Source organism: Corallococcus exercitus (genome assembly GCF_042231735.1).
In the GTDB taxonomy this organism is placed as follows: Bacteria; Myxococcota; Myxococcia; order Myxococcales; family Myxococcaceae; genus Corallococcus; species Corallococcus exercitus_B.
Map to the genome: position 1 here is coordinate 4,148,174 of NZ_CP102577.1, position 13,787 is coordinate 4,161,960.

The following is a 13,787-nucleotide window of genomic DNA, read 5'->3' on the forward strand; positions in this document are numbered from 1 at the left end:
GTCGTGAAGGTTGGGCCCCACCGGACGCATGAATCCGGGTAATGAATCAGGCAGTGACGCCCTCCGTTCCCCTTCCGCGACCGCGAGCCCCGGGGATGGCCCCGTCCCGCGCCGCGGAAGGAGGCCCGTGTTGTACCCGGCCCGAGGAGACGCCCGCTGATGGACGGTGAACGTCCGGTGCGGCACGACTGGGTGTACCTGGGCGCCGGCTGGGCGGAGCACCTGCGCTCCCCGCCGTCCCCGGACGTCCTCGCGCAGGTGACGGCGTGGCGGGAGCAGGGCCGGCCCTTCGCCGTCGCCCGCCAGGACATGCCGGACCAGGACGACGAGCTGCGGCTGACGCTCACCCTGCCCGACCGCCGCCACCTGGCGCTGCACGTGGCCCTGCCCGCCGTGGAGCGCCGGCTGCCGCCGCCCACGGTGCAGGAGGTGCGCCCCTCCGCCCCCGAGTCCTGGGGGCCCGCCCTGGACGACGTCATCACCCTGGGCACCGCGTTGGATTTGACGGTGGGCGTGTTCGGTTCGCTGGCCTGGCAGCACCGCTCGGGCGTGCCCTTCGTGCGGCCGCTGTCGGACGTGGACCTGCTCTTCACCCCCGCGCGCTGGTCGGACGTGGAGCGGCTGCTGTTCGGGCTGGAGGCGGTGTCCCGGCGCCACTCGGTGGTGCGCCTGGACGGCGAGGTGCTGCTGCCCGACGGCGGCGCCGTGTCCTGGCGCGAGCTCGCGCTGGAGCCCGAGCGCATCTGGGTCACCGGCCCCCGCGGCGCCAGCCCCCGCACGCTCCGCGAACTGCGCGCCCTCTTTCCCGCCGACTCCTAGGCGAGTCCCAGGCGAGTCCCACGCCCGGCGACGCGCGCCCCGCGTGAATACACGCGGCCCGTGAGCCGTCCCGCAGCGCGCGGCCACGACCCGTTTCCACCCGCCACTCCGAATGCCTCACAGGGTTTTTTCAGACCTGCGGGATTGCCAGGGGTGCGTCCCCCTGGACAAACCTGGAAGAGCCTGAAACCGGAGCCACCGTTGCGCCTTTCGTCAACAAGTCCGTGGGGTTGCAACGTTCGTAGGGCAGGCGGAGGGGCGGACTCCCGGCGTCCCGGCTGCTTGGCCGAGGGGGCCAATTGTCTCCCTGTGAATGGTTTGGTAAAGGTTGTCTTTGGGAGCGCTTGGGGGCCTCCCGTCACGATGATGGGATTCTCCGTACAGCGCTGGGCCGCATGGGCCCCCGGCCTCGTCAACCCTGCTTCCTGGGAAACGTGGCTCGCGACGCCTCACCCGCTCCCGGCCGAAGGTACGCCCGCGCTCTCCGCGATGCCCGCGATGATGCGCCGCCGCGTGGACCGGCTGGGACGCATCGCGTTGCAGGCGGCGTATGACGCGCACGCGGACGCGCCGGACGCGCCGGTCCTCTTCGCATCGCGTTACGGGGACCTGGGCCGCTCGGTGGAGCTCCTGACGCAGCTGGCGCGCACGGAGCCGCTGTCCCCCACGTCCTTCAGCCTGTCGGTGCACAACGCCATCGGCGCGCTCTACTCCATCGCGCGGGGGGACACGTCCTCCTATGGCGCCATCGCCGCGGGCGAGGAGACGGTGGAGGCCGCCTTCACGGAGGCGTGCGGCCTGCTGTCCGACGGCGTCCCCCGGGTGATGGTCGTCGTCTACGACGAGCCCGTGCCCGCCCCGTGGGAGCACTTCTCCCGGGACGTGGCGTTCCCGCACGCGTGGGCCTGCCTCCTTTCGGCCAGCACCGGCGCGGACGCCATCCACCTGGGCTGCGCGACCGCGCCTCCGGACGCGCCCGACACGCGGCAGGAGCCCGACGCCCTCCCGGCGGACCTGCGCGTCCTGCGCTTCCTCGTGTCTGGAGCCTCGCGGTGGGAGCACGCCGTGGGCCCCCGGAGCTGGCGGTGGGAACGCCATGCTTGAGAAGCTCAACTGGCTGTGGCGCCTCTTCGCCACCGGACTGTCCTTCGCCACCTTCGGGCTGGGCGGGCTGGCGCTGCGCCTGCTCTACTTCCCGCTGCTCCAGCTCTTCGTGCGCGAGCCGAAGCGGCAGCAGCGGCTGGCGCGGTTGGCGGTGCACCACACGTTCCGCTTCTTCGTCGGCTACATGCGCTTCCTGGGCGTGCTGCGCTACGAGCTACAGGGCGTGGAGAAGCTGTCGCGCTCCGGGCTGCTCATCCTGGCCAACCACCCGTCGCTCATCGACGTGGTGTTCCTCATCTCGCTGGTCCCCAACGCGGACTGCGTGGTGAAGGCGAGCCTGGCGAACAACCCGTTCACGCGCGGCCCCATCCGGGCCACGCGCTACCTGTGCAACGACTCCGGGCCCGGGCTCATCCAGGACTGCATCGCGTCCGTGAAGGCCGGCAACAACCTCATCATCTTCCCGGAGGGCTCGCGCACGCCGCTGGACGGGACCATGCAGCTGCAGCGCGGCGCCGCCAACATCGCGGTGCGCGGCCCCTGCGACATCACGCCGGTCATCATCCACTGCGAGCCGCGGGGCCTCACCAAGGGCATGCCCTGGTGGAAGGTGCCCGAAAGGCCCATGCACTACGTCATTCGCGTCGAGGACGACATCCACGTGTCGTCCCAGGACGTGGACGCGGGCGAGGCGGCGAAGGCCGCGCGCCAGCTCACCACCCGTTTGCACGACCATTTCTCCAGGGGGAGCCAGGGCAATGTTGGAGCTTGAGCAGGAAATAAAGCGGCTGGTCATCGACACGTTGAACCTCGAGGACCTCCAGCCGGAGGACATTGATCCGGCGGCTCCGCTGTTCGTCGAGGGCCTGGGGCTGGACTCCATTGACGCCCTGGAGCTCGGCCTCGCGCTGCAGAAGTCCTATGGCGTCGTGCTGGCGAGCGACTCCAAGGAGAATCGCCGTCACTTCGCCAGCGTTCGAGCACTCGCGGATTTCGTCAGCACCCACCGTACCCGGTCCTGAAGCTCCCTTTTAAAACCCAAAAGTGAGGAATCACCCCATGACGAAGCACGAGCTGTTCGAGCGCCTGAGCGCCATCCTCCAGGAAACCTTCGACATCGAGCCGTCGCGCATCATCCCGGAGGCGCGGCTGCACGACGACCTGGACATCGACAGCATTGACGCCATTGACCTGCTGGTGCGCCTGAAGCCGGTGGCCGGCCAGCGCGTTCCGCCGGAGGTGTTCCGCTCCGTGCGCACGCTGCAGGACGTGGTGGACGCGCTGTACGGGCTGCTCGGCAGCGACTCCGCCGCAGCGTGAAGCGTCTGCGTCCGGTGCTGTTGGGGCTCGTGAGCCTCGCCTACCCGCCGCTCGTCTATCTGGGCCTGGGCCACTTCGAGCCCCGCTGGATGGCGCTGCCCCTGGCGGCCATGGCGGTGGTGCGCGCGGTGGCCACGCGGGAGAAGATGTGGCTCGCGGCCGCCGTGGGCGCCCTGGTGCTCGCGGGCTCCAGCATGCTGGGCAACAACGCGCTGCCCCTGAAGCTCTATCCGGTGCTGGTGAACGCGGTGCTGCTCACCGTATTCCTCACCAGCCTGGTGTATCCGCCCAGCGTGATTGAGCGTCTGGCGCGGCTTCGGGAGAAGGACCTGCCGCCATCGGGCGTGGCGTACACGCGCCGGGTGACGCAGGTGTGGTGCGGCTTCTTCGTCCTCAACGGCACGCTCGCGTTCACCACGGCGCTCTTCGCGAGCGACGCGACGTGGGCGCTCTACAACGGCCTCATCGCCTACGGCCTCATGGGCCTGCTGTTCGCGGGCGAGTGGGTGGTGCGGCAGCGGGTGCGCGCACGGCACGCCCATGGCTGAGCCGCTCGCGCTCGAACACCTCCTCGCCCACGGCCGTCCTTCCCGACACCCCGTGGCGCGGTGCGAGGACGGCATGCGGGACTTCGGTGCGTTCCGCGCCCGGGTCGCCGGCTGGCGCGCGGCCTTCATGGCGCACGGAGGCCAGCGCTACGCCCTCTTCACCGAGGACACCTTCGACTTCGCCACCGCGCTCCTGGGCGCCTGGCACGCGGGCGCGTGCGTCTACCTGCCCGCGGACGCGCGCCCCGCCACGCTGGACGCGCTGAAGGCCCACGTGGACGGCTTCGCGGGCCGGGCCCCCCAGGGCCTGAGCGTCCTGACGCCGGCCCTGGTCGGCGAGGGGAACGCCCCGGAGTTCCAGCCGCTTTCGCCCCGGCTCGCGGCGCTGGTCGTCTACACGTCGGGCTCCAGCGGGGAGCCCACCGCCATCCCCAAGCGCCTGTCGCAGCTGTCCAGCGAGGTGGCCACGCTGGGCGCGCTGTTCGACGCGGAGGCGGGGGACGTGCCGGTGCTGGCCACCGTGTCGCACCAGCACATCTACGGCCTGCTCTTCCGCGTGCTGTGGCCGCTGACGTCGGGCCGCCCGTTCGACGCGCACGCCCTGCCCTATCCGGAGGACATCCTGGCCGCGCTCCAGGCCGGGCCCGGCCTGCTGGTGGCGAGCCCCGCGCACCTCAAGCGGCTGCCGGCGACGCTGGACTGGGCGTCCGTGCGCGGGAACCTGCGCGGGCTGTTCTCCTCCGGCGGGCCGCTCACCCCCGAAGCGCTGGAAGCCTGCCGCGACCTGCTGGGCCGGGCGCCGGTGGAGGTCTACGGCAGCTCGGAGACGGGCGGCGTCGCGTGGCGCCGGCGCGACACGGACGACACCCCGTCCTGGCGCACGATGCCGGGCGTGGAGGTGCGCGCCGACGAGGACGCCTTCCGTGTCCGCTCGCCGCACCTGGACCTGCCCGGGGGCGACTGGTTCACCACGGAGGACCGCGCGCGGGCCGTGCCCGGCGGCTTCGAGCTGTTGGGGCGCCGCGACCGGCTGCTCAAGCTGGAGGAGAAGCGCGTGTCGCTTTCCGCCATGGAGCGCACGCTGGTGGCCGGAGGGCTGTTGCGCGAGGCCCGGGTGCTGCCCCTCACGGAAGGGCACCGGGTCATCCTGGCTGTCGTCGGCGTACCGGACGCGGAAGGCTGGAAGCTCCAGGAGGCAGGCGGCAGGCGGTCCCTCAGCCAGGCGCTGCGCGAGAAACTGGCCCCGCATTTCGAGTCCAGTGCCTTGCCGCGCCGGTTCCGGTATCTGGAGGCCATGCCGGTCAACTCCCAGGGCAAATCCACCGAGGCGGCGCTCGCCGCCCTCTTCGACCCGAAGCGTCCCCCGTTCCGCGTGCTGGAGCGCTCCGCCGAACGCGCGCTGCTGGCGGTGGAGGTCCCCGCGAACTCGCCGTACTTCGACGGGCACTTCCCGGGCTCGCCCATCCTGCCCGGCGTCGTGCAGCTGGAGTGGGCGCTGCTGCTGGGGCGCGAGCACTTCGCGCTGCCGCCGGACTTCCTGCGGCTGGAGACGCTGAAGTTCCAGCAGGTCATTCCCCCCGGCGCGCAGCTGACGGTGGAGCTCACCTGGGCGAAGGAGTCCGGGCGGCTGGGGTTCAAGTTGACGTCGGCCGCGGGCTCGCACGCCAGTGGCCGCATCGTGTTGGGGGGAGCGGTCGGATGAAGGTCTGCGCGGTGATTCCGGTCTACAACCACGGCGAGGCCGTGGGCGCGGTGGTGAAGGCCGTCCGCGGCCACGGGCTGCCCTGCGTGCTGGTGGATGACGGCAGCGAGCCCGGCTGCGCGGCGGTGCTGGACGGCCTGGCGCGCGAGGACAGCGAGCACGTGGCGGTGGTCCGCCTGCCCCAGAACGAGGGCAAGGGCGGCGCGATGATGGCGGGCCTGCGCGCGGCGCTGGAGCGGGGCTACAGCCACGCGCTCCAAATCGACGCGGATGGCCAGCACAACGCCAACGACATCCCGCGCTTCCTGGCGCTGGCGAAGGCGCAGCCGGACACGCTGGTGTGCGGCACGCCCGTCTACGACGAGTCCGTGCCCAAGGGCCGGCTGTACGGCCGCTACGCCACGCACATCTGGGTGTGGATCAACACGCTGTCGTTCGCCATCCGCGACTCCATGTGCGGCTTCCGCGTGTATCCGCTCAAGCCCACCGTGGCGCTCATCGACTCGGTGAGGATTGGCAAGCGGATGGACTTCGACGTGGAGGTGCTGGTGCGCCTGTTCTGGCGCGGCATGCACATCCTCAACCAGCCCACCCAGGTGCGCTACCCCACCGACGGCATCTCCCACTTCGACGTGCTCTGGGACAACGTGCGCATCTCCGGCATGCACGCCCGGCTCTTCTTCGGGATGCTGGGACGGCTGCCCGTGCTCCTCTGGCGGAAGGTGGCGAAATGAAGTCCCGCCACTGGGCGGAGATGGGGGAGACCACCTTCGTCGCTGGCATCTGGATCCTCTACTGGATCCACCGGCTGCTGGGGCGCTGGCCCTTCCGCGTCTGCCTCTACCCGGTGGTGCTGGTGAACTGGCTCCGGCGCCCGGCGCTGCGTCACGCGTCGCGCCAGTACCTGGAGCGGGTGCAGACCGCCACGGGGGCCCTGGGCCACCCGCCCCGCTGGCGCGACAGCGTGCGCCACGTGCTGATGTTCGCGGAGACCATGCTGGACAAGCTGCTCGCGGTGAGCGGGCGCTACCGCTTCGAGAGCGTGCGCACCGAGGGCCGCGAGGAGTTCTACCAGGTGGCGGCGTCGGGCCGGGGCGGCGTCATCGTCACCGCGCACATGGGCTGCCTGGAGCTGTGCCGCACCATGGCGGAGCGCCGGGGCCAGGTGAAGCTCAACATCCTGGTGCACACGCTGCACGCGGAGCAGTTCAACCGCCTGCTCAAGCGCCTCAACCCGGAGAGCGACTTCCGCCTGATGGAAGTCACGGACATGGGCCCGGCCACCGCCGTCGCGCTGAACGAGCGCGTGGAGGCCGGCGAGTTCGTGGTCATCGCGGGCGACCGCGTCCCGGTGAATTCCAGCCAGACCGTCAGCGTCGACTTCCTCGGCCACCCGGCGCCATTCCCGGTGGGCCCGTACGTGCTGGCGGCGCTGCTCAAGTGTCCGCTCTACCTGCTGGGCTGCATCCATGAGGGCGACGGCTACACCATCCACTTCGAGCGCCTCTTCGAGCGCGTCGTGCTGCCCCGGGGCAAGCGCGAGGCCGCGCTCACCGACTGCGCGCGCCACTACGCCTCCCGGGTGACGGCGCTGCTTCAGCGCGCGCCCTACGACTGGTTCAACTTCTTTCCCTTCTGGGATCAGGTGCATGTCTCCGCGAAGCCCCCAACTTTCTGACACCCCGGTCCGCTTCGACGGCACCCGGCTGACGCTCGAGGACGTGGGCGCCCTGTCGCGCCGCGAGCGCCCGGCGGAGCTGGGCACGGCCCCGGCCTTCCGCCAGCGCATCGCCAAGGGCGCCGCGTTCCTGGACCGGCTGCTGGCGGAGGACGGCGTCATCTACGGCGTCACCACCGGCTACGGCGACTCCGTGACGGTGTCCATTCCGCCCGCGCTCGTGGCGGAGCTGCCGCACCACCTCTACACGTACCACGGCATCGGCGCGGGCCGGTTCCTCACCCCGGAGGAGACGCGCGCGGTGCTGGCCACGCGGCTGGCGTCGCTGTCGCAGGGCTTCTCCGGCGTGGGCGTGCCGCTGCTCACCCAGCTGGAGCTGCTGCTCAAGCACGACGTGCTGCCCATGATTCCCGCGGAAGGGTCCGTGGGCGCGTCCGGCGACCTGACGCCCCTGTCCTACGTGGCGGCGGTGCTCTGCGGCGAGCGCGACGTGTGGCACCGGGGCGAGCGCAAGCCCGCCGCGCAGGTGCTCCAGTCGCTGGGCATCTCTCCCCTCAAGCTGCGGCCGAAGGAAGGCCTGGCCATCATGAACGGCACCGCCGTGATGACGGCCCTGGCGTGCCTGGCGTGGGAGCGGGCGGAGTACCTGTCGCGCCTCTCCACGCGGCTCACCGCGTTCAACGTGCTGGCCAGCGCCGGCAACGCGCACCACTTCGACGAGACGCTCTTCGCGGCGAAGCCCCACGCCGGACAGCAGCGCGTGGCGGCCCGGCTGCGCGCGGACCTCGTGACGGACCGGCCGCCGCGCAACGAGCAGCGGCTCCAGGACCGGTACTCGCTGCGGTGCGCGCCGCACGTCATCGGCGTGCTGGAGGACGCGCTGCCGTACTTCCGCACGCTCATCGAGAACGAGCTGAACAGCGCCAACGACAACCCGCTCATCGACCCGGACGGAGAGCGGGTGCTGCACGGCGGCCACTTCTACGGCGGCCACATCGCCTTCGCCATGGACGGGCTGAAGAACGCGGTGGCCAACGTGGCGGACCTGCTGGACCGTCAGCTCGCGCTGCTGGTGGACCCGCGCTTCAACCACGGGCTGCCCGCGAACCTCTCCGCGTCCACCGGCGCCCGCGCGGCCATCAACCACGGCCTCAAGGCGGCGCAGATCAGCGTCTCCGCATGGACGGCCGAAGCGCTGAAGCAGACCATGCCCGCGTCCGTCTTCTCCCGCTCCACCGAGTGCCACAACCAGGACAAGGTGAGCATGGGCACCATCGCCGCGCGCGACTGCCTGCGCGTGCTGGAGCTGACGGAGCAGGTGGCCGCGGCCATGCTCATCGCCGCGCGCCAGGGCGTCACCCTGCGCCAGCGGCTGGACGCGGACGCGAAGCCCGGCCCCGCGATGGCCGCGATGCACGCGGACCTGGAGGCGCGCATCCCCCTGCTGGTGGAGGACCGGGCGCTGGACGGCGAGCTGCAGGGTCTCATCACCGCCATCCGCCGCCGCGAGTGGAGGCTGCATGAAGCCTGACCTGAGCTGCGAGCTGGAAATCGATCCGCCGTTCCACGACCTCGACATGATGGAGATCGTCTGGCACGGCCACTACGTGAAGTACCTGGAGCTGGCGCGCGCCGTCATCCTGCGCAAGCACGACTACGACTGGCCGCAGATGCGCGAGTCCGGGTACGGCTGGCCCGTGGTGGAGATGAAGCTCAAGTACGTGTCCCCCATCTCCTACAAGCAGCGCATCATCGTGCGCGCCGAAATCACGGAGTGGGAGAACCGCCTTCGCTTCGACTACCTGCTGCGCGACGCGGACACCGGGCGCAAGGTGAACCAGGCCCACACGCTCCAGGTGGCCGTGTCCTTGAAGACGGGGGAGATGCAGTACGTCTGCCCGGAAGTCCTCTGGAAGAAGCTGGGAGTGTGGCCGGGATGAAGCCCCTTCTCGCGTTGGCCTTCGCGCTCCTGTCCGTGAGCGCCCATGCGGCGGACCTGGTGAAGGACGTGCGCGCGCGGCTGGTGGACGCGCCGCTCGTGCGCGGCCAGTTCGAACAGAAGAAGACCGTGGCGGGCTTCAAGAAGCCGCTCGTGTCCAAGGGGGACTTCCTCCTCGCGCGCGACCAGGGCGTGCTGTGGAACACGCGCACGCCGTTCGCCTCCACCCTGACGCTCACGCGCAAGTCGCTGAGCGCGGAGCAGGGCGCGGGCGGCGCGGCCTACCACCTGGACTCCACCAAGGAGCCCGCGCTGGCGGCGGTGAACGAGCTGCTGTTCGCGCTCCTGTCCGGCGACGTCGCGTCGCTCCAGAAGCGCTTCAAGGTGGAGGGCGCGCTGGTGGGAGCGGCCGGCTGGAAGCTGGAGCTGACGCCCACGGACGCGGGGCTCGCGCGCGTCTTCAAGCACATCCGCCTGGAGGGTGACGGGTACGTGCGCCAGGTGCAGCTGGACGAGACGCGCGGCGACAGCAGCGTCATCACGTTCGAGCAGCTGGCCCAGACGCCGCCCCCCAACGCCACGGAAGCGGAACGCCTTGGCAAGTAGGCTGGCCATCCTCTGGGCGCTGGTGGTGCTCGCCGTGGGCGTGCACCAGGTCCAGTTCTGGCGCTCGGCGCGCCTGGACACCGACGTGCTCGCGCTCCTGCCGGAGGACGAGCAGGCGCCGGAGGTGGACGCCGCCACGCGCAAGCTCGCGGACGACGCCGGCCGGCAGGTGGTGCTGCTGGTGGGCGCCAGGGACTGGCCGTCCGCGCAGCGCGCCGCGGACGAGGCCTCGCGCGTGCTGTCGGAGTCCACGGACCTGCTGGAGCCAGCGGTGGTGGACACCTCCGCGCTGGACCAGGCGGTGGACTTCTACCGCCCCTATCGCGACCGGCTGCTCACGCCCGCGCAGCGCCAGTGGCTCTCGCGCGCGACGCCGGAGGAGCTGGGCGGCACGGCGCTGATGAAGCTGTACCAGCCCGCGGGCGCGCGGCTGACGGACTGGAACGCGGATCCGCTGGGCCTGTGGCAGGACTGGTGGCAGGCCCGCGCGGCGGAGACGTCCGCCCGGCCCCGCGACGGACGGCTGTGGCTGTCCGGCGAGGGCCGCGAGTGGGTGCTCCTCACGTGGAAGAGCAAGGTGTCCGCGTTCGCGCTGGGGGACGGCTCGCGCGTCACCGCCGCGGTGGAGCGGGCGCGGGCGAAGGTGGAGGCCACGGTGCCCGAAGGGCGGCTGGTGGCCGCGGGCGTGCCGCTGTACGCGGAGGCCGCCGCCGCGCAGGCGAGCTGGGAGATGTCCACCATCGGCTTCGGGTCGCTGGCGGCGGTGCTCCTGCTCGTCTGGCTCACCTTCCGCTCGCTGCGGCCCATCGTGCTCGTGGGCCTGTCCCTCACGCTGGGCTGCGCGGTGGCGCTCACCGTCACCGCGCTCGTCTTCGAGCGGGTGCACCTGCTCACGCTCGTCTTTGGCTCCAGCCTCGTGGGCGTGGCGGAGGACTACGGCTTCCACTACTTCGCCGCGCGCCAGGGCAAGGCCCCGTCGGAGCGCGGCCCGGTGATGCGCTCGCTGTTGCCCGGCATGGTGCTCGCGCTCGTCACCAGCGTGGTGGCGTACCTGGCGCTGGGCATCGCGCCCTTCCCGGGCCTGCGGCAGATGGCGGTGTTCTCCGCCGCCGGCCTCACCGCCGCGTTCCTCACCGTGGTGTGCTGGTTCCCGTCGCTGGACACGGGCGCCCTGCCCGTCACGTCCTTCTCCGAGCGCTTCTCCGCGTCCATCACCCGCTGGCCGCGCGTCGCGTCCACGCCGGCCTGGTGGCTGACCGGCGCGGTCCTCACCGTGCTGGTGGCCGTGGGCATCTGGAAGCTGGAGCCCCGGGACGACCTGCGCCAGCTTCAGGGCGCGCCCGCGAACCTCATCGCGGATCAGCGCGAGCTGGGGCGCCTCTTGGGACTGCCCAGCCCGGCGCAGTTCTTCCTGGTGCAGGGCGACAGCGACGAACAGGTGCTCGCGCGCGAGGCCCTGCTGAAGACGAAGCTGGACGCGCTCGTCGCCCAGAAGGTGTTCGCGGGCTACCGCGCCGTGTCCGACTGGCTCCCGTCCGAAGCCCAGCAGCGCGAGGACGCGGCCCTGAGCGCCCGCGCGGAAGCCCAGGCGGTCGCCGCCGTCAGCGCCTCCACCGGGGAGGCCCCCACGCGCGCCGCGTTCGCCCCTGAACCGCTCTTGCCCTCGCACTTCCTCTCCGGGCCCGCCGCGGGCGCCATCCGGCAGCAGTGGCTGGGGACGCTGGGCAAGGCGCGGTACAGCGTCCTCATGCTGCGCGGCCTCAACGACCCCAAGGTGCTGCCCCGCCTGGAAGAGGTGGCGCAGGGCCTGGAGGGCATCCGCTGGGTGGACAAGACGGCGGAGATTTCAGGCCTGCTCGGCCGCTACCGCCGCATCATGGGCGGGCTCATCGCCGCGGGATACCTCGCGGTGCTGCTCACGCTGGTGGCCCGCTTCGGGCGCCAGGCGTGGCGCGCGTGGCTCCCGTCCGTGCTGGGCACGCTCCTGACGCTCGCCATCTTCGGCTGGGTGGGAGCGCCGCTGCAGCTGTTCACCGTGCTCGGGCTGGTGCTGCTGCTGGGCATGGGCGTGGACTACGGCATCTTCCTTTTGGAGCACCCCGGTGACGGCTCCGCGTGGCTCGCGGTGGCGCTGGCCGGCGTGAGCACGCTCCTGTCCTTCGGGCTGCTGGGCCTCTCCGCCACGCCCGCGCTGCGCTCCTTCGGCCTCGCCATGCTCGTGGGCGAGGTCACCATCTGGATCCTCACCCCTTGTTTCCGACTACCACCCGGGAAAATCACACATGAGAACTGAAACGACGGACATCCTCATCATTGGCGCGGGCCCTTCGGGCTCTGTCGCCGCGGGCCTCCTTCGCAAGCAGGGCCGTGACGTCCTCGTCCTGGAGCGCGAGCAGTTCCCACGCTTCTCCATTGGCGAGAGCCTGCTGCCGCAGAGCATGCAGTACATCGAGGAGGCCGGCTTCCTCCAGGACGTGGTGGAGGCGGGCTTCCAGTTCAAGAACGGCGCGGCCTTCGAGCGTGCCGGCAAGTACACGGACTTCGACTTCCGCGACAAGTTCAGCACCGGCTGGGGCACCACCTACCAGGTGCAGCGCGCCCGCTTCGACCAGCTCCTGGCCCAGGCCGCGGAGAAGAAGGGCGCCACCGTGCGCTTCCGCCACGAGGTGCTGACCGTGGACTTCTCCAGCGGGCAGCCGGAGGTGACGGCGCGCTCCCCCGAAGGGGAGACGTACCGCGTGAAGGCGCGCTTCCTCCTGGACGCGAGCGGCTTTGGCCGCGTGCTGCCGCGCCTCTTGAACCTGGAGACGCCGTCGAACTTCCCCGTGCGCGGCGCCGTCTTCACGCACGTGGTGGACAACATCCCGCTCGGCACCTTCGACCGGAACAAGATCCGCGTCACCACGCACCCGGAGCACGTGCACGTCTGGTACTGGACCATCCCCTTCTCCGACGGCCGCTGCTCGCTGGGCGTGGTCGCGAAGAAGGAATACCTGGACCAGTACACCGGCACGGACACGGAGCGGCTGCAGGCCATCGTCAAGGAGGCGCCGTCGCTGCAGAGCCTCCTGAAGGACGCCGTCTGGGACACGCCCGCGCGCAAGCTCACCGGCTACGCGGCCAACGTGAAGTCGCTGTGGGGCCCGGGCTTCGCGCTCTTGGGCAACGCGGGTGAGTTCCTGGACCCGGTGTTCTCCTCGGGCGTCACCATCGCCGTGAAGTCCGCGAGCCTCGCCTCGGCCTGCATCGCCCGGGAGTTCGCGGGGGAGAAGGTGGACTGGGAGAACGACTACGCGAAGCCGCTCAAGGCGGGCGTGGACACCTTCCGCACCTTCGTGGAGTCCTGGTACGAGGGCGGCTTCCAGAACGTCATCTTCCACCCGAACCCGTCCGAGGACGTGCGCCGGATGATCTCCGCCATCCTCGCCGGCTACGCGTGGGACAAGAACAACCCCTACGTCGCGGACAGCAAGCGGCGCCTGGGCGTGCTCGAGGCCCTGTGCGCGGCCTGATTCCCGCCCTGCTCGTCGCGGGCCTCCTGGCCTGCACCAGCACGCCCCGGCCGAGGCCCGCCGCTCCTGGCGAGCCCCTGCCACAGCTGCGCCTGGCCCCCGCCGCCCTCGGGGCGTCCGTGAGCCTGGCGCAGCGGCTGGCGTTCGCGCACGAGCAGGACCCGGGCGGCCCCCGCTCCCTGGAGGCCCTGATGGAGGTGGACCCGGCCCAGCTGCGGCTGGCCGGGCTGGCCATGGGGCAGCGCATCCTCACGCTGCGCTGGGACGGCGCCACCCTGGACGAGGAGCGGGACCCCCGCCTACCCGCCCAGTTCAACTCCGCCCTGGTGCTCCGGGACGTGCAGCTCGTCTACTGGCCGGCCGACGCCGTGCGCGCCGCCCTGCCCGCCGGCTGGACGCTGGAGGATGGGCCGGGACGGCGGTCCCTGTCGAAGAACGGCAGGGAATGGGTGACGGTGCGCTACGATGGGCAGCCGCGCTGGGAAGGGCGCACGCAGCTCACCAACCTGTCCGAGCACTACCAGCTCACCATCGAATCGCACGTCGCGGACGAGTGACA

At 71.3% G+C, this 13,787-nt stretch carries 15 protein-coding genes; all 15 read left to right on the forward strand.

Annotated elements, in window-relative coordinates; all coding sequences use genetic code 11:
* Positions 1 to 159 precede the first annotated feature (159 nt).
* The 15 genes from mdcG (at position 160) to NR792_RS16015 (ending at position 13,785) form a co-directional block, all read left to right on the forward strand.
* Entirely contained in the window at positions 160 to 819 is a 660-nt protein-coding gene (gene mdcG, locus NR792_RS15945) for a malonate decarboxylase holo-[acyl-carrier-protein] synthase (protein ID WP_375760884.1), read from the forward strand.
* Positions 820 to 1,185: 366 nt separating this feature from the next.
* Positions 1,186 to 1,923, forward strand: coding sequence for a beta-ketoacyl synthase chain length factor (locus tag NR792_RS15950; RefSeq protein ID WP_375761632.1), 738 nt, complete (start codon positions 1,186 to 1,188; stop codon positions 1,921 to 1,923).
* Positions 1,916 to 2,695: a lysophospholipid acyltransferase family protein gene (locus tag NR792_RS15955; protein ID WP_375760885.1), complete on the forward strand. Its 780-nt coding sequence runs from the start codon at positions 1,916 to 1,918 to the stop codon at positions 2,693 to 2,695. Before NR792_RS15950 ends, NR792_RS15955 begins: the two co-directional genes overlap by 8 nt.
* Positions 2,682 to 2,945, forward strand: coding sequence for a phosphopantetheine-binding protein (locus NR792_RS15960; protein WP_375760886.1), 264 nt, complete (start codon positions 2,682 to 2,684; stop codon positions 2,943 to 2,945). Before NR792_RS15955 ends, NR792_RS15960 begins: the two co-directional genes overlap by 14 nt.
* A 37-nt stretch (positions 2,946 to 2,982) precedes the next feature.
* On the forward strand, positions 2,983 to 3,243 hold the full coding sequence (locus NR792_RS15965; RefSeq protein WP_120528038.1) for an acyl carrier protein: 261 nt from the start codon (positions 2,983 to 2,985) through the stop codon (positions 3,241 to 3,243).
* On the forward strand, positions 3,240 to 3,791 hold the full coding sequence (locus NR792_RS15970; protein ID WP_171414123.1) for a hypothetical protein: 552 nt from the start codon (positions 3,240 to 3,242) through the stop codon (positions 3,789 to 3,791). Before NR792_RS15965 ends, NR792_RS15970 begins: the two co-directional genes overlap by 4 nt.
* Positions 3,784 to 5,493, forward strand: a complete 1,710-nt coding sequence (locus tag NR792_RS15975) for an AMP-binding protein (RefSeq protein ID WP_375760887.1) — start codon at positions 3,784 to 3,786, stop codon at positions 5,491 to 5,493. Before NR792_RS15970 ends, NR792_RS15975 begins: the two co-directional genes overlap by 8 nt.
* Positions 5,490 to 6,227 carry a glycosyltransferase family 2 protein gene (locus NR792_RS15980; RefSeq protein WP_375760888.1) on the forward strand — a complete coding sequence of 246 codons (738 nt, stop codon included), beginning with the start codon at positions 5,490 to 5,492 and terminating at the stop codon, positions 6,225 to 6,227. Before NR792_RS15975 ends, NR792_RS15980 begins: the two co-directional genes overlap by 4 nt.
* Entirely contained in the window at positions 6,224 to 7,171 is a 948-nt protein-coding gene (locus NR792_RS15985; RefSeq protein ID WP_375760889.1) for an acyltransferase, read from the forward strand. Before NR792_RS15980 ends, NR792_RS15985 begins: the two co-directional genes overlap by 4 nt.
* The gene (hutH, locus tag NR792_RS15990) at positions 7,143 to 8,702 is read left to right on the forward strand and encodes a histidine ammonia-lyase (protein ID WP_375760890.1); all 1,560 of its coding nucleotides are present in this window, start codon (positions 7,143 to 7,145) and stop codon (positions 8,700 to 8,702) included. The genes NR792_RS15985 and hutH overlap by 29 nt, the downstream gene beginning before the upstream one ends.
* The gene (locus tag NR792_RS15995) at positions 8,692 to 9,111 is read left to right on the forward strand and encodes a thioesterase family protein (protein ID WP_120528044.1); all 420 of its coding nucleotides are present in this window, start codon (positions 8,692 to 8,694) and stop codon (positions 9,109 to 9,111) included. The genes hutH and NR792_RS15995 overlap by 11 nt, the downstream gene beginning before the upstream one ends.
* Complete coding sequence (locus NR792_RS16000) at positions 9,108 to 9,716, forward strand: outer membrane lipoprotein carrier protein LolA (RefSeq protein ID WP_375760891.1); 609 nt, start codon at positions 9,108 to 9,110, stop codon at positions 9,714 to 9,716. The genes NR792_RS15995 and NR792_RS16000 overlap by 4 nt, the downstream gene beginning before the upstream one ends.
* The gene (locus tag NR792_RS16005; protein ID WP_375760892.1) at positions 9,706 to 12,009 is read left to right on the forward strand and encodes an MMPL family transporter; all 2,304 of its coding nucleotides are present in this window, start codon (positions 9,706 to 9,708) and stop codon (positions 12,007 to 12,009) included. The genes NR792_RS16000 and NR792_RS16005 overlap by 11 nt, the downstream gene beginning before the upstream one ends.
* Positions 11,999 to 13,228, forward strand: a complete 1,230-nt coding sequence (locus NR792_RS16010) for an NAD(P)/FAD-dependent oxidoreductase (RefSeq protein WP_375760893.1) — start codon at positions 11,999 to 12,001, stop codon at positions 13,226 to 13,228. Before NR792_RS16005 ends, NR792_RS16010 begins: the two co-directional genes overlap by 11 nt.
* Positions 13,216 to 13,785 carry a DUF3261 domain-containing protein gene (locus NR792_RS16015; protein ID WP_375760894.1) on the forward strand — a complete coding sequence of 190 codons (570 nt, stop codon included), beginning with the start codon at positions 13,216 to 13,218 and terminating at the stop codon, positions 13,783 to 13,785. The genes NR792_RS16010 and NR792_RS16015 overlap by 13 nt, the downstream gene beginning before the upstream one ends.
* The last annotated feature ends 2 nt before the right edge of the window (positions 13,786 to 13,787 follow it).

Coding starts and splice junctions, on each gene's coding strand:
- mdcG (WP_375760884.1), top strand. CDS start 160: ATGGACGGTGAACGTCCGGTGCGGCACGACTGGGTGTACCTGGGCGCC.
- NR792_RS15950 (WP_375761632.1), top strand. CDS start 1,186: ATGGGATTCTCCGTACAGCGCTGGGCCGCATGGGCCCCCGGCCTCGTC.
- NR792_RS15955 (WP_375760885.1), top strand. CDS start 1,916: ATGCTTGAGAAGCTCAACTGGCTGTGGCGCCTCTTCGCCACCGGACTG.
- NR792_RS15960 (WP_375760886.1), top strand. CDS start 2,682: ATGTTGGAGCTTGAGCAGGAAATAAAGCGGCTGGTCATCGACACGTTG.
- NR792_RS15965 (WP_120528038.1), top strand. CDS start 2,983: ATGACGAAGCACGAGCTGTTCGAGCGCCTGAGCGCCATCCTCCAGGAA.
- NR792_RS15975 (WP_375760887.1), top strand. CDS start 3,784: ATGGCTGAGCCGCTCGCGCTCGAACACCTCCTCGCCCACGGCCGTCCT.
- NR792_RS15980 (WP_375760888.1), top strand. CDS start 5,490: ATGAAGGTCTGCGCGGTGATTCCGGTCTACAACCACGGCGAGGCCGTG.
- NR792_RS15985 (WP_375760889.1), top strand. CDS start 6,224: ATGAAGTCCCGCCACTGGGCGGAGATGGGGGAGACCACCTTCGTCGCT.
- hutH (WP_375760890.1), top strand. CDS start 7,143: ATGTCTCCGCGAAGCCCCCAACTTTCTGACACCCCGGTCCGCTTCGAC.
- NR792_RS15995 (WP_120528044.1), top strand. CDS start 8,692: ATGAAGCCTGACCTGAGCTGCGAGCTGGAAATCGATCCGCCGTTCCAC.
- NR792_RS16000 (WP_375760891.1), top strand. CDS start 9,108: ATGAAGCCCCTTCTCGCGTTGGCCTTCGCGCTCCTGTCCGTGAGCGCC.
- NR792_RS16010 (WP_375760893.1), top strand. CDS start 11,999: ATGAGAACTGAAACGACGGACATCCTCATCATTGGCGCGGGCCCTTCG.